Here is a 22,802-nt window from a genome sequence, read left to right as displayed (position 1 = left end):
CGTCGCGCTCAGGGCGACAACAATCCGAATGCAATCGCCATGGTCGACAGGGTGCCGGCTGTGACAACAATCATCCTGAAAGCAAAATCGCCGTCGATGGCTTCAAGCCAATGATTCAACCAACCGCGAGCGCGGCCTGCACGAACGATTCGACTAAGTTTGTCGTCGCCGTTCCTCATGATCGTCATCGTAGATCACGTGGAAACCGGTTGACCAGTGCAGCTTGTGCCACGCGATCGAAATCACTTGCGACAACCTGGCTAACCCAATCGGGCTATGAGAGCCGGGCCGTTGACGACGCGACATCTGGACAGCTGAATGGTGGACAACCGTGCCCAACTGCCGCGCCGAAAATCAACGGGTCTCTCCGCCCGTAGAATTCAGTTCATCAGCGCCTCGCGCCTGCGCCCTTCCCTGTCGCAGCGTCATAGGCATCGCGATAGCCTCTGGCGATCGCCCGGACGCCGCGTCCGATGTCGTCGTAGACATCGTCAGGGAGGTTTGCCAGCGACACGCGAAGTGACCATTCCGGCGCATCGAAGCCACCTCCGTTCAACAGCACGATCCCGTGGGCCTCGGCCAGCCTGAACGCGAGATCCAAGGGGTGGACATTCTTCTTCAGGTGTTCGACGGCATCGTCGCCGATATTCTTGCGAGCCCAGAACTCGAAATCGATCAGGGCGTAGTAGGCATCGTAGTTCGGATTCGGGGTCAGCTTGTCGGCAAGCCCGAGCCCGTCGAGCAGCGACCACAGGCGCTTGTTGACGATTTCCATGCAGGCGGCCTGATAGGCCTTCTTCACATCCAGCATCTCCGCAAGCGAGAACAGGCTCATCATCACCTGCTGCGGCAACGACAGTCCCGCGGTGTGATTGAGCGCCACGTCGCGGCTGTCGGCGACGATCCGGTCGATCAGCTTGAGCTTGCGCGGCTCGAGCGTCAGCGGCCCGTAACGCTTGTCGAGCGCCTTCACGGCCTCGTCCGGGAGCTTGGCGATCTTCTTGTCGAAGATATTGTCTTCGTGGATCGCGATGGCCCCGAGCCGCCATCCCGTGCAGCCGAAATACTTCGAATAGGAGTAGACGCCGATGGTGTTGTGCGGCAGCTCGCCGAGCAGCGAACGGAAGTTGTGCACGAAGGTTCCGTAGACGTCGTCGGTGAGGATCATCAGGTCAGGACGCTTGGTCTTGACCAAATTGGCCAGCTTGGCGATCGTCTCCTTGCTCAACGCCATCCCCGGAGGATTGGACGGATTGACGACGAAGAAGGCCTTGACCTTCGGGTCCTCCAGCTTCTTGATCTCCTCGTCGGTAAACTGGAACTTGTTTTCCTGCGGAGCCCTGATCTGAACGACCTTCAGATCGTAGTCCTCCAGGTGCGTCATCTCGATGTAGGGCGTGAAAATCGGCGTCGCCAGCGCAATCGTATCACCTGGCACCAGCAGCCGATTGGCCTTCAGCGACTTGAAGAGGTAGCACATCGCCGCCGTGCCGCCCTCAACCGCATAGATGTCGAACTTCCCGGCCGGCCGCGGCTCGCCGCAGACCGCCCACATCAGATATTCGTGCACGATCCATTCGTTGTGCACCAGCATGCGATCCGGCACCGGATAATTGTCGCCGATGATCGAGTCGACGAGTTCGTGGACGAAAGCGTCGGGATCGAAGCCGAATTTCTTGACCGCGAAGGGCAACATTTCGGTCAGGAAGCTCGCGCCCGGCATGTCCTTGTGCTGTGCGAGCCAGGCCTCGAACCGTCCGGCAATGCCCTTTGCCTGAGCCATGCCCCCGATGCCCGCCGGGTGCTCCATCACCCGCTTGCTCTCGGTCATGGCGAACTGTCCAAGCAGGAAGAAGCCTTCACGCGGCGTCGTGGCCACCCAGTTCGGATTGCCCCGCCCGGCGTTCAGGAAGGGCATCTGACTCCGCTTCGAATTGCTCTTCGCGAGGTTGATCAGCTCGTCCTTGATCTCGAACGGGCTCAACGCCTCGAATTTCTTTAGGGTCAGAAGATCGGCCATTTGACACTCCCGGGACGATGCAAGGTGTTGGAATGGAGGTGGACAGGCGCCTTGCGCTCAGCATGAGCGGCGGCCGGTGACGAGCCTTGATCTATGTCAACGGTCTCGTGCCGGCCTTGCGATCGCAAGCAGCTCACGCGTGCGTTGTCGGCAAGACAATGAAATCACGAGGCTGTCGCACTCGCGGTTGACATAGATCAACATCCACCTCGTCGGCCACCGTCTGATGTCGATCGATACAGTTGCTCGCCCTTTTCGGCCCCCTGCGTGAGATCGAAGCGGGCGCATGCCGAAGCCCCGGGACAGCATGAACGGGTGACATCATGATCGATTGGTTCTTCCAGACGCTCCGCACCTATCCCGAAATCGCGATCTTCCTCTCGTTGGCCCTGGGCTACTATTTCGGATCCTTCACCTACAAGGGTCTCGGCCTCGGCGCCGTCACCGCGACGCTGGTGGCCGCGGTTATCATCGGCCAGATCGGCATCACCATCTCAGGTCCGCTCAAGCCGTTTTTCTTTCTGATGTTCCTATTCGCGATCGGTTACGGTGTCGGACCGCAATTCGTGCGCGGCATCGCGCAGGACGGCATTCCGCAGGCGATTTTCGCGGCCGTGGTTTGTGTGTTCTGCCTTCTCTCGGCGTATTTCGGCGCGAAGATCGCCGGCTACGACGTCGGATCGGCCATCGGGCTCTATGCCGGCTCGCAGACGATCTCCGCGTCGATGGGGCTCGCAACCGACGCGATTAATCGCCTTGGTCTGCCCGCGGACGAGGCCAAGAAGCTGCTCGATGCGATGCCAGTCGCCTATGCCGTGACCTATATCTTCGGCACGGTTGGGTCGGCGATCGTCCTTGCCCTGCTCGGGCCCGCGCTGCTCGGCATCGATCTCGAGACCGCCTGCAAGAGATATGAAGAGGAGCATGGCGGCAAGAAGGAGGTGGGCGGTCCGGGTACGGCCTGGCACCAGTTCGATTTGCGTGCCTATCGCGTCAGCGAACGCGGGCCGGTCGTCGGCAAGACGGTCGAGCAAGCCGAGGCGCTGATCCCCGATCATCGCATCTTCATCCTCCGGCTTCGGCAAGCTGGCAAGATCATGGAGGCAAGCTCCGGCACCGTGATTCACGCGGGCGATGTCGTCGCCGTCGCCGGCCGCCGCGACGTGCTCGTGCAGCTGATCGGCGAGCAGGCCGAGGAGGTTGACGATCGCGAGCTGCTGGCGGTGCCGATCGAGGGCGTCGATGTCTACGTCACCAGCAAGGACGTCGATGGCAAGACGCTGGCGGAACTGGCGAAGGAACCGGGCGCTCGCGGCGTATTCCTGCGCAAGATCGCCCGGGGCGCGATCGCGACCGAGATCCCGATCCTGCCGAACACGAAGATCAACCGCGGCGACATCGTCACCCTGGTCGGCCGCACGTCAGATGTCGCGGCCACCACGAAGCTGCTGGGCCGGCCGGATCGCGCGACCGACGTTGCCGACGTAGCGTTCATCGGGGCGGCCATTGCGATCGGCGCGCTCATCGGCGCCTTCGTCTACAAGATCGGTAGCGTGCCGCTCACCCTGTCCACCTCCGGCGGCGCGCTGATCTCCGGTCTGTTCTTCGGCTGGCTCCGATCCGTGCACCCGACGTTCGGCCGCATCCCCTCACCAACCGTGTGGTTCATGAACTCGGTCGGCCTGAATGTCTTCATTGCCGTGGTCGGCATCTCCTCGGGACCGGGATTTGTCGCCGGATTGCAGAAGCTCGGCTTCAGCCTGTTCCTCTGGGGCGTCATCGTGACCACGGTGCCGCTGATCCTGGCGATGTTCGTCGGCAAATACCTGTTCCGCTTCCATGACGCGATCCTGCTCGGATGCTGCTCCGGCGCGCGCACGACCACTGCATCGCTCGGCATGATCAACGACCGCGCGAAAAGCCAGATACCCGGCCTCGGCTATACCGTCACCTACGCGGTCGGAAACACGCTGCTGACGATCTGGGGCATGGTGCTGGTGATGATGATGACTTAGCCGCGGCCCGGAACATGTTGATCTGGCTGCAGCAGTTTCTGGTCCGTTATCCGGAGCTCGCGCTGTTCCTGGTGATCGCAGCGGGCTACTGGATCGGAAGCTTCAGGATCGGCGCTTTCAGCCTCGGCCCGGTGACGGGCTCGCTGTTCGCTGGCCTTGCGGTCGGCGACTTCGCGCACGTGCCCGTCTCCAACATGACCAAATCGTTCCTGTTCCTGCTGTTCCTGTTCGGGGTGGGCTATTCGGTCGGTCCGCAATTTGTGCTGGCGATGAAGCGTGACGGGCTGAAGCCGGTGCTGATGGCCGTGGTCGTGAGCCTCACCGGCCTTGCGGCGGCGATCGTCGTGGCACGCGTGCTGCGACTTGACCCCGGCTTTGCGGCCGGGCTCCTGTCAGGTGCGCTCAGCCAGAGCGCCGCAATGGGTACGGCGACCGACGCAGTCAACTCGCTGCCTTTGTCCGACGCACAGCGTGCGTTGTTCGTCTCGCACATCGCGGTGGCCGATGCGGTTTGCTACATCTTCGGCTATGCCGGCGTGATCACATTCTGCACGATCGTCGTCCCGGCGCTGCTGAAGATCGACCTGAAGACGGAAGCGCTCAAGCTGGAGCAGGCCCTGGGGATCACGCGCGCCAAGCCCGGTCTGGCGTCGGCCTGGCGCAAATTCGAACTGCGCGGCTACCGGCTCGATGATCACGCGGCGATCGCCGGACTGACGGTTGCCGCCGCCGAAGCCCGCGTACCCGGGCAACGCGTGTTCATCCACCGCATTCGCCGTGGAGAGCACATCCTCGAGGCGGAGCCTGGAACGACGCTCGCGGCAGGCGACGTGATCGCGCTGTCCGCACCGCGCCAGACCATCGTGGAACTGATCGGACCGCGCGGCGAAGAGGTGGAGGACCGGGAGCTGCTCGATATCCCTCTGATCTCGGCAGACGTGTTCCTGATCAACCCGAAGCTTGCGGGCACCAATCTCGAGCAAGCCTCGGAACAGAGCTGGGCTCGCGGCCTCTATTTGCGCTCGTTGAGCCGAGGTGGAGAAGCGCTCCCCGTAGCCGCCGGGGTCGTCCTGCAGCGCGGCGATCTGCTTCGCATCGTTGGTCCTGAATCAGTGGTGCAGAATGCGGCCAAGAGCATCGGCGTCATCGTTGCGCCGAGCACCAGCATCGACTTCGTGGTGCTGGGGCTCGCGATTTTCCTCGGCGGCCTCGTCGGTGTTCTCGTCAGCTTTACGGTTGGCGGCATCAACATCTCGCTGAGCACCAGCGTCGGCACGCTGCTCGCTGGACTTCTGGTTGGCTATCTCCGCACCCGTCTGCCGCATTTCGGCCGGATCCCCGACGGCGCCATCAGCCTGATGACGTCGCTCGGACTGGCGGCCTTTGTCGGCCTGACCGGAATTCATGCCGGCCCGATCTTCCTTTCCGCCATACGCGAGTCGGGCATCGGCCTGCTTCTGGGCGGCATGATCGTCACCCTGTTGCCGCAGATCGTCGGCTTCTGCTTCGGCCATTTCGTGCTGCGCATGAATCCCATCCTCCTGCTCGGTGCATTGACCGGGGCACAGACGGTCACGGCAGCGATGGCCGCCATTCAGGAGCGCTCCGGCAGTTCGGTGGTGGTGCTGGGCTATACGCCCGCCTATCCGATCTCGAACATTCTACTGACCACCTGGGGATCGGTCATGGTGGTCGTCGTCGCTGGATGAGTCATTTCTGGACGGCATTGGCACGATCGCCCAAGCCACGCATTTCCGTTCAGCAAGACCGGGAAGCCCCGTAGAGTCCCGGGTTGCCCTTCGCTGTCGGGTGCGGGAGCCTTTCCGCTCCTCCTGAAGGCGGGCCAAGATGGACACTGCTGCTATCGGCGATCCATGAGCGCGGAACGCAAGGGTCAGTCCGGCCGTTCCGAACCGCTTGACGCGCTCAGGGGGCTGGCCATCTTGATGGTCATCGCCCGGCACTATTTCGGCTTCAAATACGGCATGCTGGGCGTTGATCTGTTCTTCGTCCTCAGCGGCTTTCTGATCGGCGGCATCCTGTTGGATAGCCGCGAACAGCCCGGCTATTTCTCGTCCTTCTATGGACGAAGAGCGTTTCGGATCCTGCCGCTCTATTGGCTGCTGCTGGCGCTCGTGCCGCCAGATCACTGGGGCTACTACCTGTTCTTCATCCAGGCCATCCCGTGGCTGGAGTTCGGCTATCCGCAGTCTGACCTGACCTTCGTCACCTGGACGCTGGCCATCGAAGAGCAGTTCTATCTGATCCTGCCCATCCTGATTTACTGGCTGCCACGCCGATGGCTGATCCCTACCATTTGGGCGGGTGTGCTGCTGGCGCCGGTCTGGCGCTGGCTGTTTCACGCCTATCTGCCCGACCATTCCTGGCAGTTTCTGCTGCCCGGTCGCCTCGATGAACTGTTCGGCGGCGTCCTCCTCGCCTGCTTCATGCGCGGCTACTGCCGCTCCCGCTCCGTGTGGATGATGCTGGCCTGCGTGCCGCCGCTTTGCGATGTGGCGTATGCCATCGTGGTTGAACCCTTCGGCTTTCTCTCCATCGCAGCATTCGCATGCTGCGCGATTGTGTGGTTGGGCGCCAACATGGAACGGACAGAACTGCTTCGTCCGTTCGTATGGCCGGGACGCAGATGCTATTCGCTCTATCTATTCCACATGCTCGTCTACGACGTGTTCTTTGACTTCGGCCGTCCGCTTGCAGGGTGCCTTGCACTTCCGGTTGTCTGCGTCCTGGCGGAGATCACCTGGCGCACGATCGAGTCTCCGCTGATCGGCTACGCGAGGAAACGATTTGCGCGAGCCAAGCCAGCGACGATCAGGGTCGTTGGTGTCGTTTAGAGCAAATGCAAGGGGGTGACCGGAGCAGCGGCCATGCCAAATGGCCGCGCGCTCATCCCGGTGCCGCGGTTGAATCTCCTGCTGGAACCAACAATTAACGAATCAGCTTAAAATGATGGGGTCATTGCCAGGCTGGCGCTCGACACCAAGAGGCTAAAATGAATTGGGCCAAGGCACTGCTGCTGCTCTCCGTGCTTCTCCTTGGATGCGCGGACCTCGCGACCACCAACCGGATTTTGGAGCTCGGGTTCGGCGAGGCGAACCCGTTCATGGAGATGGCGCAGGCCTGGTTCGGCGCCTGGTGGTTGATCCCGAAATTGGGTTTGACCTTCCTCGTCATCGCGTTGCTTTGGCGCAGCGAAAGCCTTTCCAGGATTGCCCTTGTGGTGGCGTTTTGCGCGACGCCCGTCATCAACAACCTTGTCCTTCTCGCAGGCGCGAGCTGAACCAGACACATCCCAATTGAGATTTGGCGATCTGACCGTCCTGCTCGCTTGTTGCGAGCAGGCATGATCCGATCAACGTCCGAATCCTCTGCCACCTGACCAGCGCCGTCGCTGCCCTGCCCGTCGCATGCGATCGGGCACGCAGTCAGGTCTGGCGGATGAACTCCGCGATCAGGCTGCCGATTTCCTCCGGGGCATCCTCAAAACAATAGTGCCCGACGCCGGCAAGACGCCTGACCGTTGCCGCCGGGAAGATCGCGGAAAACAGCGGCAGCAAATGCTCTGCGTGCAGCGTGCGGTCCGCTTCGCCCCAGATAGCGAGTGCAGGCTTGCTGCGGATCGCGCGGTCGGCTGTGGGATCCGGCGCGTCGAACCTGTGCGCGCCGATCGCAAAGCCCCTGGCCCATCCGATCGCACCGAGGCAGTCGGCCGGGCGTGCGAAGGGTGCGCCGTAGGCGGCGAGCCAGGCGTCGGTGATGACTGCGTTGTTCTCGAAACCGTTGAGCTTGAGGGTGCTCAGGATGTTGAAGCCGAGTTGGCCGAGAACCGGCTCGAGCTCACCGTCCGCTCCGGCCCTTGCGATCCATTGAAACCACGGCGAAGCCAGCGCATTGGCGGTGACACGCTCGAACAGATCGCTTTGCCCGAACGGCGTCGGCCCGTTGGCCGAGATGACGCGGCGGATGCGATCCGGATGCCTGGCCGCGAACCCCATGCCGACGGGGCCGCCAAAGTCATGCATGACCAGCGTGATGTCGGTGAGATCGAGCGCAAGGACCAGCGCTTCGAGATTGTCGACATGGTCCTGCAGCCAATAGCTGCGCTCCGCCGGCGTCGCACTCTTGCCGAACCCCATGTGATCCGGAACGACCACGCGGTGCGTGGTGCTGAGGAGTGGCACGAGATGGCGAAACAGATAGCCCCAGGTCGGTTCGCCATGAAGGCAGAGCACCACCTCGCCGTCCCGCGGGCCTTCGTCGAGATAGTGCATCCGGAAGCCCGGCGCCGAGCTGAAATGCGGTGCGAACGGAAAGGTGCCGTCGAAGGTGGCGTCGGGTTGGATCACGGCTGGCCTCGAGTGGTTTTAAGTTGAAACCATCCTGTAGCGCTTGAGGTTTTACTTTGCAACCGATATATCGAGCTCCGACTCGGGCGGTCTTTCGGGACCGCGCCACCGATTCACGACGTGGAATGAGGAGCGTCAGGTGGAGCACGATGGCCAAGCGAGTGAGCCACAAGGACTCGATGTGCGGCGTGGCCCGGCCGCTGGACGCGATCGGCGATTGGTGGTCGCTGTTGATCGTGCGCGATGCATTCGACGGGCTGCGCCGGTTCGGTGAATTTCAGAAGAGCCTCGGGCTTGCCAAGAACATCCTCTCCGCCCGGCTCCGCAATCTGCTGGCGCACGGAATCATGGAGACCGTGCCCGCCGCGGACGGCAGCCCGTATCAGGAATATGTGCTGACCGAAAAGGGACGCGGGCTGTTCCCGCTCCTTGTCGCGCTCCGGCAATGGGGTGAGGATTTCTTCTTCGAGCCCGACGAGGCGCATGTGCTGCTGGTCGACCGAAAGAACGGATTGCCGGTGCGCCGCCTCGAGCTGAGAGCGCAGGACGGACGCGTCGTTGGTGCAGGAGACACGATGGTGCGGCTGCCGCAGACTTCACCTGAGAACGGCATCGCGTGAGACGCGCGTGCTCCACGCAGGACCGCTGTCAGCAACCGGATCTTAACCGTCCTTGCCGCAGCATCCGCGCGTGGAGGTTCGATCAATGCAGACATTCCGGATTTCGCTGAGCGACGGGGAGCGGAAATTCCACACGGCGATTCAGGCGCCGGATCCCGCGTCCGCGCGTATCAAGGCGGCCTACTTCTTCGACATATCGAAATGGCGGATCTTGAGCGTGTCGCTGAGCGGAGCCAGCGCCGCCGCGGCTTAGTCGCCGCGCGCCCTACGCCATCCGGTCGAGCTCGGCCGCGGCAAGGTTTGCAATCTGCAGGTCGATTTCGGCGAGCGGATCGTCATCGCCGAGAAACCATGCTGCCGACAAGCCGGTCCAGGCGACGATCCATGACAGCAAGCGCCGGCGATCCAGCCTTGCTGCTTCCACGACGATGTCGAGACGCCGCGTAAAACGTCCGGGTTCGGTCGCGACCGGCCGTGTCGGATCGGCAAGATCCGGATTGGTGAAGATGTTGGCGAAGTCGAAGCCACGCTCGCCGACGAGATGCTTTGGATCGATCGCGACCCAGCCGCGCGCGCCGAAGTCGAGCACGTTGTCATGGTGCAGATCGCCATGCAGCACCACGATCTCGCTGACATCGCCGAGCAGTGCTTCGGCGGCGGCAGCCGACCGGTTCAGGATGCCGCCATGCGCCCTCGCCGCCGGCCACAGTTCGCGAAACCAGTCCCTCAATGGCGTCAGGTCCGGCCGCGGTTTCGTTCGCCGGGCGTGAAGCCGATCGGCCGTTGCACAGAGAATTCTGCAGGCCTCATCGTCTTGGCCGGTTCGCGCCATGTCGCTGAGCGAAGCCGAGCCCATCGCCCGTTCGAGCAGGAGCGCCTCGCCATGACGCACAAGGACGCGCGCCGCACCGTCGCCGTCCCCACCACTCCATGACGATGGCGCCGAGGCGTTCGTCCGGCTCGTGCGAGAGCTTGAGCATCGCCGGTTCGCCGAACTGCCGCACCGGCAGCAACCGTGCGGCGTGCGTCACGATCGGATCGCCGTCGGGGACGAGGCTCCAGGCCGAGAGATAGGGTTCGAACATCGGGCGGGCTGATTGGGTGATCAGGGGCGTACCCGTCGTTGTAAGCATTGCCTGCGCGCGCCGCCACGCTGGTTCCCTGCGGCGCATCGTGGCAGCGCCGTGCCAACCGGTTCCTGGCCGCCCTGCCCATGTTGGCTGATGACAGCCCCCACCCTTCTCGCGCTACAATGTCGCAGCCGGTGTGACGGAGGGTGTGGTGATGCCGCGAAAGGGAATTACCGGACACGACGATTGGGCGGTCACGGAAGCGCTGGCCACCGCGCTGGTCGCGCTCGAGCAGTTGCCGTCGAAGCATCAGCCGCGCGCGCATATGGAGGACGTGCGGAAGATCCTGACCGCGAGATGTGAGGCCGGCGCCGTCACGCTGCATCTTGCACAGGCCAAGTGCCGGCTGTTTCCCGATACCGATCCCCTGACCATCTATGAGGAATACGGCCTGAAGGACGGACTGGGGTAGCAGCCGTCGACTGAACAGCTAGTCGTGGCTGACGCGCCAGATCGTTCCGTTGCCGTCTTCGGAGACCAGCAGCGCGCCGTCCCGCGCCACGGTGACACCCACCGGACGGCCCCAGACCTCATTGTCGCCGACGACGAAGCCGGTGACGAAATCCTCGTACTCGCCGGTCGGCACGCCGTCCTTCAACCTGATGCGAATGACCTTGTAGCCGGTTCGCTTTGCGCGATTCCACGAGCCGTGTTCGGCTGCAAACGCATCGCCGCGATATTCGACCGGAAAACTGCTGCCGGTGTAGAAGGTCAGGCCGAGTGAGGCCGAGTGCGCCTGCAACAGCACGTCGGGAGTAGTCACCTTGTCCTTGAGGTCGGGCCGCGCGCCGGCATGTGCGGGGTCTTCGTTGGCGCCGATATAGTACCAGGGCCAGCCGTAGAACGCGCCCTCGCGGACACGCGTCACATAGTCGGGCACGAGATTGTCGCCGCGGCCGTCGCGCTCGTTGGTCGAACACCAGGGCGTGCCGCTTCCGGGCTGGATCGCAAGTCCGACGCAGTTGCGGATACCGGTGGCGAACAGTTTCTGGTTCTTGCCGTCGGGATCGAAGGCAAGCACAGCCGCACGGTCGGTTTCCGATCCCCAGGCAGCGCCAAGCGCGTGATCGCGACTCCAGCTTTCGATACCTTCCGGCGGCCGGCCAAGGCCCTCGCCGGCGTTGCCGGCGGAGCCGACCGACACCAGCATGCGCTTGTCGTCGGGCGTGAACACGATATCACGCGTGGAATGGCCGTAGCCGTGAGGAAGGTTCGTGACGATGCTCTCGGGCTTTCCCGACGCCTTGAGATCGCCGTTGCGGTAGGCAAAGCGCACGACGCTGTCGGTGTTGGCGACGTAGAGCCATTGCGGATTGTCGCCGTTTGGAAAGAACGCGATGCCGAACGGCCGGTTCAGTCCGGTTGCGTAGACCTCATTGGTCGCCAGCCTGGTGCCGCCGTCGGCGCTGCGCAGGACACGAATGCGGCCGGAGCTGGTTTCCACGACGAAGATATCGCCATTGGGCGCGGTCCGGATAATGCGCGGACCGCTCAATCCGCTGGCAAACAGCTCGACCTTGAAGCCCGCCGGCACCTGCGGCACCGCCGATGCGGGGCGCGACACGACGCGGGACGAATTGCTGCTGGAAGCCGTTGCGCCCGGCTTGGGCAAGTCCTGCGGCGTGATCAGGCGCACCGTGCCGGGTCTGTCGCGCTGCCAGTCGCCGAAGGCCTCCGCGCCTTTCAGCACAGGTTCAGCGCCCGACGGCGCGATGCTGGTCACTACGAGGATGACGACGGACATGCTCACGCCGGCAAGATTTGTCTTACGCATTTGCTCCTCGCGCGAGGCCCAGGTCAGACGCGAAGCTCATAGCGCAGTTCGCGCGCAGGCTGCGTTCACAATGTCGTCTGCATCGATGTCCATTGGGAGGCGCCGTCGCATCAGCAGGCGAGCTGCTCCGCAGCATGCACTACACGGCTCTGGAACGGACCATGGGCTTGCGCTCGGCTGCCGACGGTTCGCGGAACGCCGGCGTGTCTCCGACAAGCGGCTTGAGAGGAACCGTAAGGCGGCAGATCAGGCCCTCGGCACGCCAATCGAAGTCGGCCCGTCCGCCGAGTTGGGTCTCGATGCTGGCGATGACACTTCGTGTGCCGAAGCCTTTCTGCTTCGGCTTGGTCACCGGAGGCCCGCCGGATTCCACCCAGGCCAGGATCAGCGTGTCGTCCGCCACTTCCCAGGTGATCGCGAGCCGGCCCGGCAACACCGACAGGCTGCCATATTTGGCGGAGTTGGTGACGAGCTCGTGGAGCGCCAGTGCCAATGTCTGCGCAGTCGCGGGCTGCAACTGCACCTCTCCGCCGGCGATCTGGATCTGCCCGGCCTCGGAGTAAGGCGCGATCTCCTCGGTCACCAGCCGCCGGACTTCGGCGCCCTGCCAGCTCGACAGCGACAACACGGTGTGAACCCGCGCCAGCGCCGTGATGCGGCCCTCGACCGCCCGCACATAGGCGGTCACGTTCTGCGCGCGCGTCAGGCGCACGATCGACTGCGCCAGCGCGAGCGCGTTCTTGGCGCGATGGTCGACCTCGCGGGTCAACAGGCTCTGCCGTTCCTCGGCCTTCTTGCGATCGGTGATGTCGACGGTGACGCCGCTGACCCGCACCACCCTGCCGTTCCTGTCGCTGGTCGCCGCAGCCGTGCCGACGCACCAGCGTATCTCGCCGTCCGGCCGCACGACGCGGAATTCGGCCTCATAGGACGTGCGGCCGTTGTCGAAGCCGGTCCAGCCCTGCCGGAGTTGTTCGACATCGTCGGGATGAAACAGCGCCTGGATATTGTTTGATGTCAGCGCGAAGGACTTCGGTTCGACGCCGAAGATCTTGTATTGTCCCTCGTCCCACATCCAGTCGCCGTTGACCCAATCCCAGTCCCACGAGCCCATCTTGCCCGCGGCAATCGCCATGCTGCGGCGTGCTTCGCTCTCGACCAGCCGCGTGGTCGACTGCTCGAGCTCGGCGGTGCGCGCGCGCACCCGGTCCTCGAGCTCGGCATTGAGGCGTTCGAGTTGCCGTGTCTTGCGGTAGAGTTCGGCGAACACCCGGATCTTTGCGCGCAACACTTCCGGCACGACCGGCACCGGCACGTAATCGACCGCGCCCATCTCGTAGCCGCGCAGCCGGTCGATGTCGCTGACCTGGATTGCCGAGATGAAGATCATCGCGGTCTTCTGAAAGCGCGGATGCTCGCGGATCATCGCCGCGAGCTCGAAGCCGTCGAGCTCGGGCATGCAGACGTCGACCAGAATGACCGCGACTTCGTTCTTGAGCAGGAACTCGAGCGCCTCGCGGCCTGACGAAGCGGCAACCAGCGTTTCACCGAGTTCCTTCAAGATGACCTCATAGGCCAGCAGCTTGGCCGGCTGGTCATCGACCAGAAGGATGTTCACCTTTTCATGGTCCATCATGTTCGATCGCCGATCAGCGGTGCAGCCACATGCGGATCGCCAGCAGCAGTTGCTCGGTATTCACCGGTTTCGCCAGATAGTCGGATGCGCCTGCCTCCAGGCATTTCTCGCGATCGCCTTTCATCGCCTTCGCGGTCAGTGCAATGATCGGCAGCCGCGCAAAGGCCGGATTTAGCCGGATGGCGCCGATGGTCTGGTAACCGTCCATCTGCGGCATCATGATGTCCATCAGCACGATCGCGATCTTGGGATTGGACTCGACCAGCGAGATCGCCTCGTGACCGGTTGTCGCAGTCAACACCTTCATACCTCGCCGCTCCAGCACGCTCGACAGCGCGAAGATGTTGCGGGCGTCGTCGTCGACCAGGAGCGCGGTCTTGCCAATAAGATCCTCATCGGAACTATTGAGCTTCTCCAGCATCCTCTGTTTTTCGACAGGCAATTCCGTGATCACACGGTGCAGGAACAGTGACGTTTCGTCGAGCAGACGTTCCGGCGACTCCACACCCTTGACGACGATGCTGCGCGCCATCGTGTGCAGTTCCGCGTCCTCTTCGGCCGAAAGTTCCCGACCGGTAAACACCACAACGGGAATATTGGAGAGCGTTTCGTCCTTGCGGATCTGATCCAGCACCTCGAAGCCGCTCATGTCGGGCAGCCGCAGATCGAGCACGACGCAATCGCACGGATGCTCCCGCAACGTCGACAGCGCCCCTGCCCCGGTTCCGCTGGTCACAATCTCGATATCCTCGTGGCCGAGCAACTCGGTGATGCTAAGCTGCTCCGCCGCATTGTCCTCCACGATCAGCAGACGCTTGCGACGTGGTCTGGCGTATTCCTTGATCTGCGATAGCGCCGCGCTGACGCCCTCGGTCGTGGTCGGCTTGTTGACGAAGGAGAACGCGCCGCGCGCCAGCGCATGTTGTCGGTCCTCGTCGAGCGTAATGATCTGGACCGGAATGTGACGGGTCAGCGGATTGTGCTTGAGCTGGCTCAGTACCGTCCAGCCCAGCATGTCGGGCAGGAAGACGTCGAGCGAAACCGCGCTCGGCTGGAACTGCTTGGCGAGATCCAGTGCCTCGGCGCCGCGGCTTGCGACCAGAACCTTGAAGCCCTTGTCACGCGCCAGATCGATCAGCACCCGCGCGTAATGCGGGTCGTCCTCGACGATCAAGAGGATCGTGTCGCCGGGCTCGAGATCGAGCCGGTCGTCCGGCAGCTGCTCGATCACGCGCTCTTGCACGCCGGACGATTGCAGCGACGGCGTCGCCGTGTGCGGCAGCGCCAGCGCCTGCGGACGCAACGCCGCCGACGGTCCGGCATATTTCAGCGGCAGATAGAGCGTGAAGGTCGAACCCTTGCCCGGTGCACTGCGCAGATGGATCTCACCGCCGAGCAGGCCGGCCAACTCGCGGCTGATGGCAAGGCCAAGTCCGGTGCCGCCATATTTGCGGCTGGTGCCGGCATCGGCCTGCTGGAACGCCTCGAAGATCAGCTTCTGCTTGTCCTGGGGAATGCCGATACCGGTATCCGACACTTCGAATGCGACGACGGCCGTTGCGGCGTTCAGGATCGGATGCTCGGCGCTCCAGCCGCCGACCGCGGCCGACACGGTCAGGCTCACGCCGCCATCCGCGGTGAACTTGAACGCATTCGACAGCAGATTCTTCAGCACCTGCTGCAGCCGCTTGGAGTCGGTCACCATGCTGCGCGCAAGGTTGGCGTCGACATCGATGCTGAAGGACAGATGCCGGTTCTCCGCCTCGTGCCGGAACGGCCGCCCGACGGTTTCGAGCAGGCTCGAAGTGAGGATTTCCTCGGCATCGACCGTCACCGTGCCGGACTCGATCTTGGACAGATCGAGGATGTCGCTGATCAGGTTCAACAGGTCGGTGCCGGCGCCGTGAATGGTGCGGGCGAACTCGACCTGCTTGCCGGTCAGATTGCCGTCCGGATTCTCGGTGAGCTGCTGGCCCAGGATCAGGATCGAGTTCAGCGGCGTGCGCAGCTCGTGCGACATGTTGGCGAGGAATTCGGATTTGTACTTCGAGGTCAGCGACAGCTCGGTCGCCTTCTCTTCCAGCGCGCGGCGGGCCTGCTCGATTTCCTGGTTCTTGCGCTCGACGTCGACGTTGCGTTCGGCAAGCTGCTGGGCCTTCTGCTCGAGTTGGTCGTTGGTCTGCTGCAACTCCCTCTGCTGGGTCTGAAGCTCGCCGGCGAGCGTCTGCGACTGCTTGAGGAAGGCCTCGGTCTGCATCGTCGCCTCGATGCTGTTGAGCACGATGCCGATGCTGTCGGTCAGCTGTTCGAGGAAGGTGATCTGCGAAGTCGTGAACGACGAGATCGAGGACAGCTCGATCACCGCCTTGACCTGGTTTTCGAACAGCACCGGGAACACGACGAGGTTCTTCGGCATGATCCGCATCAGCGCCGAATTGATCGGCACCGCATCGCCGGGAATGTCCGAGACCAGGCGCTGGCGCTTGTCGAGTGCGCACTGGCCGATCAAGCCCTCGCCGAACTGGACGATCTGCGAATGCGGGTTGCTGCTGTCGTTGGCATAGGCAGCAAGCAGCCGCAGTTGCGGGCTCTCCGGATTGTCGACCTGATAGATCACTCCCATATGCGCGTTGATCAGCGGCGCCAGCTCGGTCAGCAGGAGGCGGCCGACGGTCGCAAGGTCGCGCTGGCCCTGCAGCATGTTGGTGAAGCGTGCGAGGTTGGTCTTCAGCCAGTCCTGCTCGGTGTTGCGCTCCGTGGTGAGACGGAGGTTACCGATCATGGTGTTTATGTTGTCCTTCAACTCCGCAACCTCGCCGCGAACGTCGACCTGAATCGAGCGCGTCAGGTCGCCCTTGGTCACGGCGGTCGCCACTTCCGCGATGGCGCGGACCTGGGACGTCAGGTTGGCGGCCAGCAGGTTGACGTTGCCGGTCAGATCCTTCCAGGTGCCAGCCGCACCGGGCACGTTGGCCTGGCCACCCAAGCGTCCTTCGACGCCGACTTCGCGCGCCACGCTGGTGACCTGGTCGGCGAAGGTCGCAAGCGTCTCGGTCATGTTGTTGATGGTGTCGGCGAGCGCGGCCACCTCGCCCTTCGACTTCACCGTCAGGTTCTGCTTGAGGTCGCCGTCCGCGACCGCGGTCACCACCTTGACGATCCCGCGCACCTGCTCAGTCAGGTTCGCCGCCATGACGTTGACCGTGTCGGTGAGGTCCTTCCAGGTGCCGGCGACGCCGCGCACCTCGGCCTGACCGCCGAGCTTGCCCTCGGTGCCGACCTCGCGCGCCACGCGCGTCACCTCGCCGGCGAAGGCATTGAGCTGATCCACCATCGTGTTGATGGTGTTCTTCAGCTCGAGGATTTCGCCCTTCACGTCGACCGTGATCTTGCGCGACAGATCGCCGCGCGCCACGGCGGTGGTCACTTCCGCGATGTTGCGGACCTGGGTGGTCAGGTTCGCGGCCAAGAGGTTAACGTTGTCCGTCAAGTCCTTCCAGGTGCCACCGACGCCGGGCACCACGGCCTGGCCGCCCAGCCGTCCCTCGGTGCCGACCTCGCGCGCGACGCGGGTCACTTCGGCGGCGAACGAGCGCAGCTGCTCGACCATCGTGTTCAGGGTGTCCTTGAGCAGCAGGATCTCGCCGCGCACGTCCACCGTAATCTTCTTCGACAGGTCGCCGCCGGCGATCGCGGTCGCGACCTCGGCGATGTTGCGGACCTGCGCCGTGAGATTCGACGCCATGAAGTTGACGTTGTCGGTCAGGTCCTTCCAGGTGCCGGCGACGCCGGGCACTTCGGCCTGGCCGCCGAGCTTGCCTTCGGTACCGACCTCGCGCGCCACGCGCGTCACTTCACCCGCGAAACCGTTGAGCTGGTCGACCATCGTGTTGATGGTGTTCTTCAGCTCGAGGATTTCGCCCTTCACGTCGACCGTGATCTTGCGCGACAGGTCGCCGCGCGCCACGGCGGTCGTCACCTCGGCGATGTTGCGGACCTGCGCCGTGAGGTTGCCGGCCATCGAGTTGACGCTGTCGGTCAGGTCCTTCCAGGTGCCGGCAACGCCGGGCACGTTGGCCTGGCCGGCCAGACGTCCCTCGGTGCCGACCTCGCGCGCCACGCGCGTCACCTCGCCCGCGAAGCGGTTGAGCTGGTCGACCATCGTGTTCAGCGTTTCCTTCAGCTGCAGTATCTCGCCGCGAACGTCGACCGTGATCTTGCGCGACAGGTCGCCGCCGGCGATGGCGGTCGCCACTTCCGCAATATTGCGGACCTGCGCCGTCAGGTTGCCGGCCATCGAGTTGACGCTGTCGGTCAGGTCCTTCCAGGTACCGCCGACGCCGGGCACTTCGGCCTGGCCGCCGAGCTTGCCGTCGGTGCCGACCTCGCGCGCCACGCGCGTCACTTCGCCGGCGAAGGCGTTGAGCTGGTCGACCATCGTGTTGAGCGTTTCCTTCAGCTGAAGGATTTCACCCGACACGTTCACGGTGATCTTCTTCGACAGGTCGCCCTTCGCCACGGCAGTTGCGACCTCGGCGATGTTGCGCACCTGTCCCGTGAGATTGGAGGCCATCGAGTTGACGCTGTCGGTCAAATCCTTCCAGGTGCCGGCGACACCGCGCACCTCGGCCTGGCCGCCGAGCTTGCCTTCGGTGCCGACCTCGCGCGCCACGCGCGTGACTTCGCCGGCGAAGGCGTTGAGCTGGTCCACCATCGTGTTGATGGTGTCCTTCAGCTCGAGGATTTCGCCGCGCACGTCCACCGTGATCTTCTTCGACAGGTCGCCATTGGCGACCGCGGTGGTGACGCCCGCGATATTGCGCACCTGCGCGGTCAGATTCGACGCCATGAAGTTGACGTTGTCGGTCAGGTCCTTCCAGGTGCCGGCGACGCCGAGCACGTTGGCCTGGCCGCCGAGCTTGCCCTCGGTGCCGACCTCGCGCGCCACGCGCGTCACTTCCGACGCAAACGCGTTGAGCTGGTCGACCATCGTGTTGAGCGTTTCCTTCAGCTGAAGGATCTCGCCCGACACATTCACCGTGATCTTCTTCGACAGGTCGCCGCCGGCGATCGCGGTCGCGACGTCGGCGATGTTGCGGACCTGGGCGGTCAGGTTCGACGCCATGAAGTTGACGTTGTCGGTCAAATCCTTCCAGGTGCCGGCGACGCCGGGCACCTGGGCCTGGCCGCCGAGCTTGCCTTCGGTGCCGACCTCGCGCGCCACGCGCGTCACTTCCGAGGCGAATGAATTGAGCTGGTCCACCATCGTGTTGATGGTGTCTTTCAGCTCCAGGATCTCGCCGCTGACGTCGACCGTAATCTTGCGCGACAAGTCACCGCGCGCCACGGCCGTGGTCACGTTAGCGATGTTGCGGACCTGAGCGGTCAGGTTGCCGCACATCGCGTTCACCGAGTCGGTCAGGTCCTTCCAGGTGCCGGCGACGCCGGGCACGATCGCCTGGCCACCGAGCTTGCCGTCGGTGCCGACTTCGCGCGCCACGCGCGTCACTTCCGAGGCGAATGAACGCAACTGATCGACCATCGTATTGATGGCTTCCTTGAGCTGCAGGATCTCGCCACGGACGTCGACCGTGATCTTCTTTGACAGATCGCCGTTGGCGACCGCGATCGTCACCTCGGCGATGTTGCGGACCTGGCCGGTCAAATTGTTGGCCATCGAGTTGACGCTCTCGGTCAGGTCCTTCCAGACGCCGGTCACTTCCGGCACCTGGGCCTGGCCACCGAGCTTGCCCTCGGTGCCGACCTCGCGCGCCACGCGCGTGACCTCCGAGGTGAACACCGACAATTGCTTGATCATCGTGTTGACGATGTTCGCCGACTGCAGGAATTCGCCGCGCAGCGGCCTGCCCTCGACGTCGAGTTGCACGGTCTGCAGCAGGTCGCCCTGCGCCACCGCGGCGACCGCACGGGTGACCTCACGGGTCGGCCACAGCAGATCGTCGATCAGAGTGTTGACCGAGCTTTCCATATCGGCCCAGGCGCCGCTGGCGAGGCCGAAATTGACGCGCTGGCGGGTCTGTCCTTCGCGGCCGACGACCTGTCCGACGCGCGCCAATTGCTGCGCCATGCGCTCGTTGGCGGCTGCGATTTCATTGAAGGCGTCCGCGATCTTGCCGTCGATGCCAAGATAGTCGCCACGCATGCGAACTGAGAAGTCGCCACCGCGCATCGCCTGCAGCGACTGCAGCAGATCGTGCGAGGAATCGAGGCTTCCGTTTGATGATTGGGCGCGGCGGGTATCAGCACGGGGACGAGGCGGCGAACCGAGATCGGTCATGTAATTTCCCCTACGCGCTGGCCACGAATCCAGGGACTCGGAGAAGCCAGTGTGACCATAAGAATGACTGCTCTTGATCTATTCAAGCGGGAAAACGCCAAAACCGCGATTTGTGACGCAAACCGAGGGGCTTAATCGCCAATGGAACCAAAAGTTCCAATGCGCATTGGAACTTTTTGCGCAGTAGCGTAAGCCGTTCGTATTGCCTGGCCGTCATCGGCGCATTTGATCGCATTGGAACATTGGCCTCTCCGGAACGTTCCCGGCGTTGGCAGGATTGGTGATGGTTAAGAAATCGGACCAGCTCAAGCAGGGCATTTTCGAGAGCGAGCGCAGCTTCCGCCTGTTGGCCGGAGGGGCGATTGACTATGGGATTTGCACGCTCGCCCCGGACGGACGGGTGATCAACTGGAATAAGGGCGCCGAGCGCATCACCGGCTATCCGGCCAAAACGATCCTCGGCAAGCATTTCTCGGTCTTCTACCCCGCAGAGGATCGTGCATCGGGCCTTCCCGCGATGGCGTTGCGGATGGCGCGGAAGGAAAAGCACGCCGTGGCCGAGGGCTGGTACCTCCGCAAGGATGGCTCGCAATTCTACGCCTCTGTCGTCATCGATCCGATCTACGAGAAGCGCAAGCTGATCGGCTACGCGATGGTCACCCGCGACGTGACCGAGCGCCAACAGGCGCGCGCGGATCTCGACGCCAGCGAAAGCCAGTTCCGCTTGCTGGTGAGCAACGTCACCGACTACGCGCTGTACATGCTGACGCCGGCCGGCATCGTCGCCAACTGGAACGCCGGCGGCGAGCGCATCAAGGGCTATTCGCCCGGCGAAATCATCGGCCAGAGCTTCGCGCGGTTCTACACGCCGGCCGACCAGGCCGCGGGCAAGCCGGCCCGCGCGCTCAAGATCGCGGAAGAGACCGGGCACTACGAGGAGGATGGCTGGCGGGTTCGCAAGGACGGCTCGTTCTTCTGGGCCAGCGTCGTGATCGATCCGATCCGCGACAGCGGCGGCAGTCTGGTCGGCTTTGCCAAGATCACGCGGGACATTTCCGAGCGGCGTGAGGCGCAGCAGAAGCTCGAACTGGTGCAGCGACAACTGGCGGAATCGCAGAAGATGGATGCGCTGGGCCAATTGACCGGCGGCGTCGCGCACGACTTCAACAACCTGCTGATGATCATTTCGGGCAATCTGCACCGGATCAAGCGCGAGGTGACGAGCGAGCGCGGCCAGCTTGCCCTGAGCGCGATCGAAACCGCATCCGAGCGCGCCGCATCCCTGACCAGCCAACTGCTCACCTTCGCGCGCCGCCAGAGCGTCAACCCGCAGACCATCGATGTCGCCGACCGGATCACCGCGGTGCGCGAGGTGCTGAGCAGCGCGCTCGGCGGCGCGATCAAGCTCAACATGGAGATCCAGCCGGATCTCTGGCCGGTGTTCGTCGACCCGAACGAGTTTGAGACCGCGCTGATCAACCTCGTCGTCAATGCGCGGGACGCGATGGCCAATGGCGGCACGCTGATCGTCTCGGCCCGAAACGTATCCGAAACCACCGAGGTGGCCGTCAGCGTAGCGGATACCGGCGAAGGCATCCCCCAGGATGTGCTGAGCAAGGTCTTTGACCCGTTCTTCACCACCAAGCCGGTCGGCAAAGGGACCGGCCTCGGACTGTCCCAGGTCCACGGCTTCGCCCACCAGGCCGACGGCCGGATCGAGATTGCAAGCACGCTTGGCAAGGGCACCACGGTCAGCATCTACCTTCCGCGCGGGACCGCGGCCGCAACGGGTACGACCGCGGGCCACAGCGTGCGCGGTTCCGCAACCGTCCTGCTGATCGAGGACAATCCGGCCGTTGCGGACGCGAGCACCGGCCTGCTCGAACAGCTCGGCTACACCGTGCGCTGGGCGTCGAACGCTGAGGCTGCCTTATTGGAAATCGACGCCGACGGCGTCGACGTGGTGTTCAGCGACATCGTCATGCCGGGCAGGATGGATGGGCTGAAGCTCGCGCGCACGATCCGGGACAGGAGGCCTGAGCTGCCGATCCTGCTGACGACGGGCTACAGCGAGAGTGCGCGCGACGTGCGGTCCGACTTTCCGGTTCTGCGCAAGCCGTACCACATTCACGATCTCAGCCGCGAACTCTCGAAGCTGACGGGGCAACGATCCGAAACCGCTTCGGACGATCTCCCGGCGCATCAAGATGCGCCCAGAAAGGTCCGAGCGCGGCAGTAATTCTCAAGTTGAGGACGAACGGTCCGCCGGCCAGGTTCGCCGCACCAATTGCACCCGTTCGATGCGGCTGCATTGCTCGCAGCGATACTGAAGGATGTCCCTGCCCTCGCTGCCCGGAGAGCTGCTCTCAAGCCGCATCGTCCTGATGCAGCTGATGCAGGAGATCAGCGTCAGCAGTGGGCTGCGATCGTCATTCATCGATGCCCGCGGTGGCGCGGTCGGATCGGCGATCATGGCGTTGGGCGATGCTATGGTGTTGGCTCTCACCACAAGAAAATGCCCACCCGCGGCCAGGGTTCCAGCCCGGAAACCTGATTTGAGTGCGAGACGGTGCGGACGCTCCTGTTTAGCCGAGCGGCCGGATCACACCCTGGCGCTGGGCTTGGCCTTGTCTGATTTCACTGGGGCCGGCTTAGCGGTTGCGACCGGCCGATCCGCAAAGCTTCGGCTCAGCCGCTCCCGAACCGTGGGGAGGCGCTCGCCACCGCCGGCGGCCTTCCAGCGGCCGATGAGTTCGGCCACTTCGGCGCGCATCGCCATCAGCCGGTAGGACGCCTCGCTGCAATCCAGATCGCGGTTGACTTGGTCCCGGATCGACGCCTCGACCAGGGTCATCTCAGCCCGCAAAGTGCTGATCCTGCGACGAATTTCATTGATCTTGTTGTCCATGGCTTGTTAGAACAAAAATAGAACATATTGTCAA

Annotated in this window: 15 protein-coding genes and 1 pseudogene; 8 read left to right on the top strand and 8 right to left on the bottom strand. The window is 63.6% G+C overall.

Annotation, left to right across the window (positions count from 1 at the left end; genetic code table 11):
• Positions 1–8: 8 nt before the first annotated feature.
• Together ACVIGA_RS41930 and aspD are read right to left on the bottom strand one after the other, a co-directional pair.
• The gene (locus tag ACVIGA_RS41930; RefSeq protein WP_456670618.1) at positions 9–188 is read right to left on the bottom strand and encodes a hypothetical protein; all 180 of its coding nucleotides are present in this window, start codon (positions 186–188) and stop codon (positions 9–11) included.
• 200 nt (positions 189–388) lie between these two features.
• Entirely contained in the window at positions 389–2,020 is a 1,632-nt protein-coding gene (aspD, locus tag ACVIGA_RS41925; protein ID WP_456670617.1) for an aspartate 4-decarboxylase, read from the bottom strand.
• Positions 2,021–2,343: 323 nt separating this feature from the next.
• On the opposite strand from aspD, the gene aspT (ACVIGA_RS41920) reads away from it, so the two are divergent.
• The 4 genes from aspT (ACVIGA_RS41920) (at position 2,344) to ACVIGA_RS41905 (ending at position 7,336) form a co-directional block, all read left to right on the top strand.
• Positions 2,344–4,035: an aspartate-alanine antiporter gene (gene aspT / locus ACVIGA_RS41920; RefSeq protein ID WP_223975043.1), complete on the top strand. Its 1,692-nt coding sequence runs from the start codon at positions 2,344–2,346 to the stop codon at positions 4,033–4,035.
• 14 nt (positions 4,036–4,049) lie between these two features.
• Positions 4,050–5,744, top strand: coding sequence for an aspartate-alanine antiporter (gene aspT, locus ACVIGA_RS41915; RefSeq protein ID WP_456671001.1), 1,695 nt, complete (start codon positions 4,050–4,052; stop codon positions 5,742–5,744).
• A gap of 165 nt (positions 5,745–5,909) precedes the next feature.
• Entirely contained in the window at positions 5,910–6,890 is a 981-nt protein-coding gene (locus ACVIGA_RS41910) for an acyltransferase family protein (protein WP_456670616.1), read from the top strand.
• Between the two features lie 158 nt (positions 6,891–7,048).
• Complete coding sequence (locus ACVIGA_RS41905) at positions 7,049–7,336, top strand: DUF5658 family protein (protein ID WP_456670615.1); 288 nt, start codon at positions 7,049–7,051, stop codon at positions 7,334–7,336.
• A 145-nt stretch (positions 7,337–7,481) separates the two neighbouring features.
• On the opposite strand, the gene ACVIGA_RS41900 is transcribed toward ACVIGA_RS41905, so the two are convergent.
• A complete protein-coding gene (locus tag ACVIGA_RS41900; protein WP_456670614.1) occupies positions 7,482–8,402 on the bottom strand; it encodes an alpha/beta fold hydrolase in 921 nt (306 codons plus the stop codon).
• Positions 8,403–8,551: 149 nt separating this feature from the next.
• On the opposite strand from ACVIGA_RS41900, the gene ACVIGA_RS41895 reads away from it, so the two are divergent.
• Together ACVIGA_RS41895 and ACVIGA_RS41890 are read left to right on the top strand one after the other, a co-directional pair.
• Positions 8,552–9,022, top strand: a complete 471-nt coding sequence (locus tag ACVIGA_RS41895) for a winged helix-turn-helix transcriptional regulator (protein WP_456670613.1) — start codon at positions 8,552–8,554, stop codon at positions 9,020–9,022.
• A gap of 85 nt (positions 9,023–9,107) precedes the next feature.
• Positions 9,108–9,275 (top strand): hypothetical protein, encoded by a 168-nt coding sequence (locus ACVIGA_RS41890; protein ID WP_176531327.1) that lies wholly within the window; start codon positions 9,108–9,110, stop codon positions 9,273–9,275.
• 12 nt (positions 9,276–9,287) lie between these two features.
• Here ACVIGA_RS41890 and ACVIGA_RS41885 read toward each other — a convergent pair.
• Positions 9,288–10,107: pseudogene (locus ACVIGA_RS41885) on the bottom strand (aminoglycoside phosphotransferase family protein).
• A 199-nt stretch (positions 10,108–10,306) separates the two neighbouring features.
• On the opposite strand from ACVIGA_RS41885, the gene ACVIGA_RS41880 reads away from it, so the two are divergent.
• Positions 10,307–10,564, top strand: coding sequence for a hypothetical protein (locus ACVIGA_RS41880; RefSeq protein ID WP_223975052.1), 258 nt, complete (start codon positions 10,307–10,309; stop codon positions 10,562–10,564).
• 18 nt (positions 10,565–10,582) lie between these two features.
• Here ACVIGA_RS41880 and ACVIGA_RS41875 read toward each other — a convergent pair whose 3' ends face one another.
• The 3 genes from ACVIGA_RS41875 to ACVIGA_RS41865 all read right to left on the bottom strand — a co-directional run bounded on the left by ACVIGA_RS41875 (position 10,583) and on the right by ACVIGA_RS41865 (position 19,860).
• Entirely contained in the window at positions 10,583–11,896 is a 1,314-nt protein-coding gene (locus ACVIGA_RS41875) for a PQQ-dependent sugar dehydrogenase (RefSeq protein ID WP_456671000.1), read from the bottom strand.
• A gap of 169 nt (positions 11,897–12,065) precedes the next feature.
• On the bottom strand, positions 12,066–13,559 hold the full coding sequence (locus ACVIGA_RS41870; RefSeq protein WP_456670999.1) for a sensor histidine kinase: 1,494 nt from the start codon (positions 13,557–13,559) through the stop codon (positions 12,066–12,068).
• Positions 13,560–13,575: 16 nt separating this feature from the next.
• Positions 13,576–19,860 (bottom strand): HAMP domain-containing protein, encoded by a 6,285-nt coding sequence (locus tag ACVIGA_RS41865; RefSeq protein WP_456670612.1) that lies wholly within the window; start codon positions 19,858–19,860, stop codon positions 13,576–13,578.
• 283 nt (positions 19,861–20,143) lie between these two features.
• Between ACVIGA_RS41865 and ACVIGA_RS41860 the strand changes: the two genes are divergently transcribed.
• A complete protein-coding gene (locus tag ACVIGA_RS41860; protein ID WP_456670611.1) occupies positions 20,144–22,099 on the top strand; it encodes a PAS domain S-box protein in 1,956 nt (651 codons plus the stop codon).
• A gap of 363 nt (positions 22,100–22,462) precedes the next feature.
• On the opposite strand, the gene ACVIGA_RS41855 is transcribed toward ACVIGA_RS41860, so the two are convergent.
• Entirely contained in the window at positions 22,463–22,768 is a 306-nt protein-coding gene (locus ACVIGA_RS41855; RefSeq protein WP_456670610.1) for a hypothetical protein, read from the bottom strand.
• Positions 22,769–22,802: the final 34 nt, after the last annotated feature.

It is taken from the genome of Bradyrhizobium sp. USDA 3240 (genome assembly GCF_054063295.1).
Note: the sequence above shows the minus strand (reverse complement) of the source record. Positions and strands in the feature narration are given on the sequence as shown.

Bases quoted from the DNA above. Each gene is read 5' to 3' on its own strand.
- ACVIGA_RS41930 (WP_456670618.1), bottom strand. From the start codon at position 188: ATGACGATCATGAGGAACGGCGACGACAAACTTAGTCGAATCGTTCGT.
- aspD (WP_456670617.1), bottom strand. From the start codon at position 2,020: ATGGCCGATCTTCTGACCCTAAAGAAATTCGAGGCGTTGAGCCCGTTC.
- aspT (WP_223975043.1), top strand. From the start codon at position 2,344: ATGATCGATTGGTTCTTCCAGACGCTCCGCACCTATCCCGAAATCGCG.
- aspT (WP_456671001.1), top strand. From the start codon at position 4,050: ATGTTGATCTGGCTGCAGCAGTTTCTGGTCCGTTATCCGGAGCTCGCG.
- ACVIGA_RS41910 (WP_456670616.1), top strand. From the start codon at position 5,910: ATGAGCGCGGAACGCAAGGGTCAGTCCGGCCGTTCCGAACCGCTTGAC.
- ACVIGA_RS41905 (WP_456670615.1), top strand. From the start codon at position 7,049: ATGAATTGGGCCAAGGCACTGCTGCTGCTCTCCGTGCTTCTCCTTGGA.
- ACVIGA_RS41895 (WP_456670613.1), top strand. From the start codon at position 8,552: ATGGCCAAGCGAGTGAGCCACAAGGACTCGATGTGCGGCGTGGCCCGG.
- ACVIGA_RS41890 (WP_176531327.1), top strand. From the start codon at position 9,108: ATGCAGACATTCCGGATTTCGCTGAGCGACGGGGAGCGGAAATTCCAC.
- ACVIGA_RS41880 (WP_223975052.1), top strand. From the start codon at position 10,307: ATGCCGCGAAAGGGAATTACCGGACACGACGATTGGGCGGTCACGGAA.
- ACVIGA_RS41875 (WP_456671000.1), bottom strand. From the start codon at position 11,896: ATGTCCGTCGTCATCCTCGTAGTGACCAGCATCGCGCCGTCGGGCGCT.
- ACVIGA_RS41870 (WP_456670999.1), bottom strand. From the start codon at position 13,559: ATGGACCATGAAAAGGTGAACATCCTTCTGGTCGATGACCAGCCGGCC.
- ACVIGA_RS41865 (WP_456670612.1), bottom strand. From the start codon at position 19,860: ATGACCGATCTCGGTTCGCCGCCTCGTCCCCGTGCTGATACCCGCCGC.
- ACVIGA_RS41860 (WP_456670611.1), top strand. From the start codon at position 20,144: ATGGTTAAGAAATCGGACCAGCTCAAGCAGGGCATTTTCGAGAGCGAG.
- ACVIGA_RS41855 (WP_456670610.1), bottom strand. From the start codon at position 22,768: ATGGACAACAAGATCAATGAAATTCGTCGCAGGATCAGCACTTTGCGG.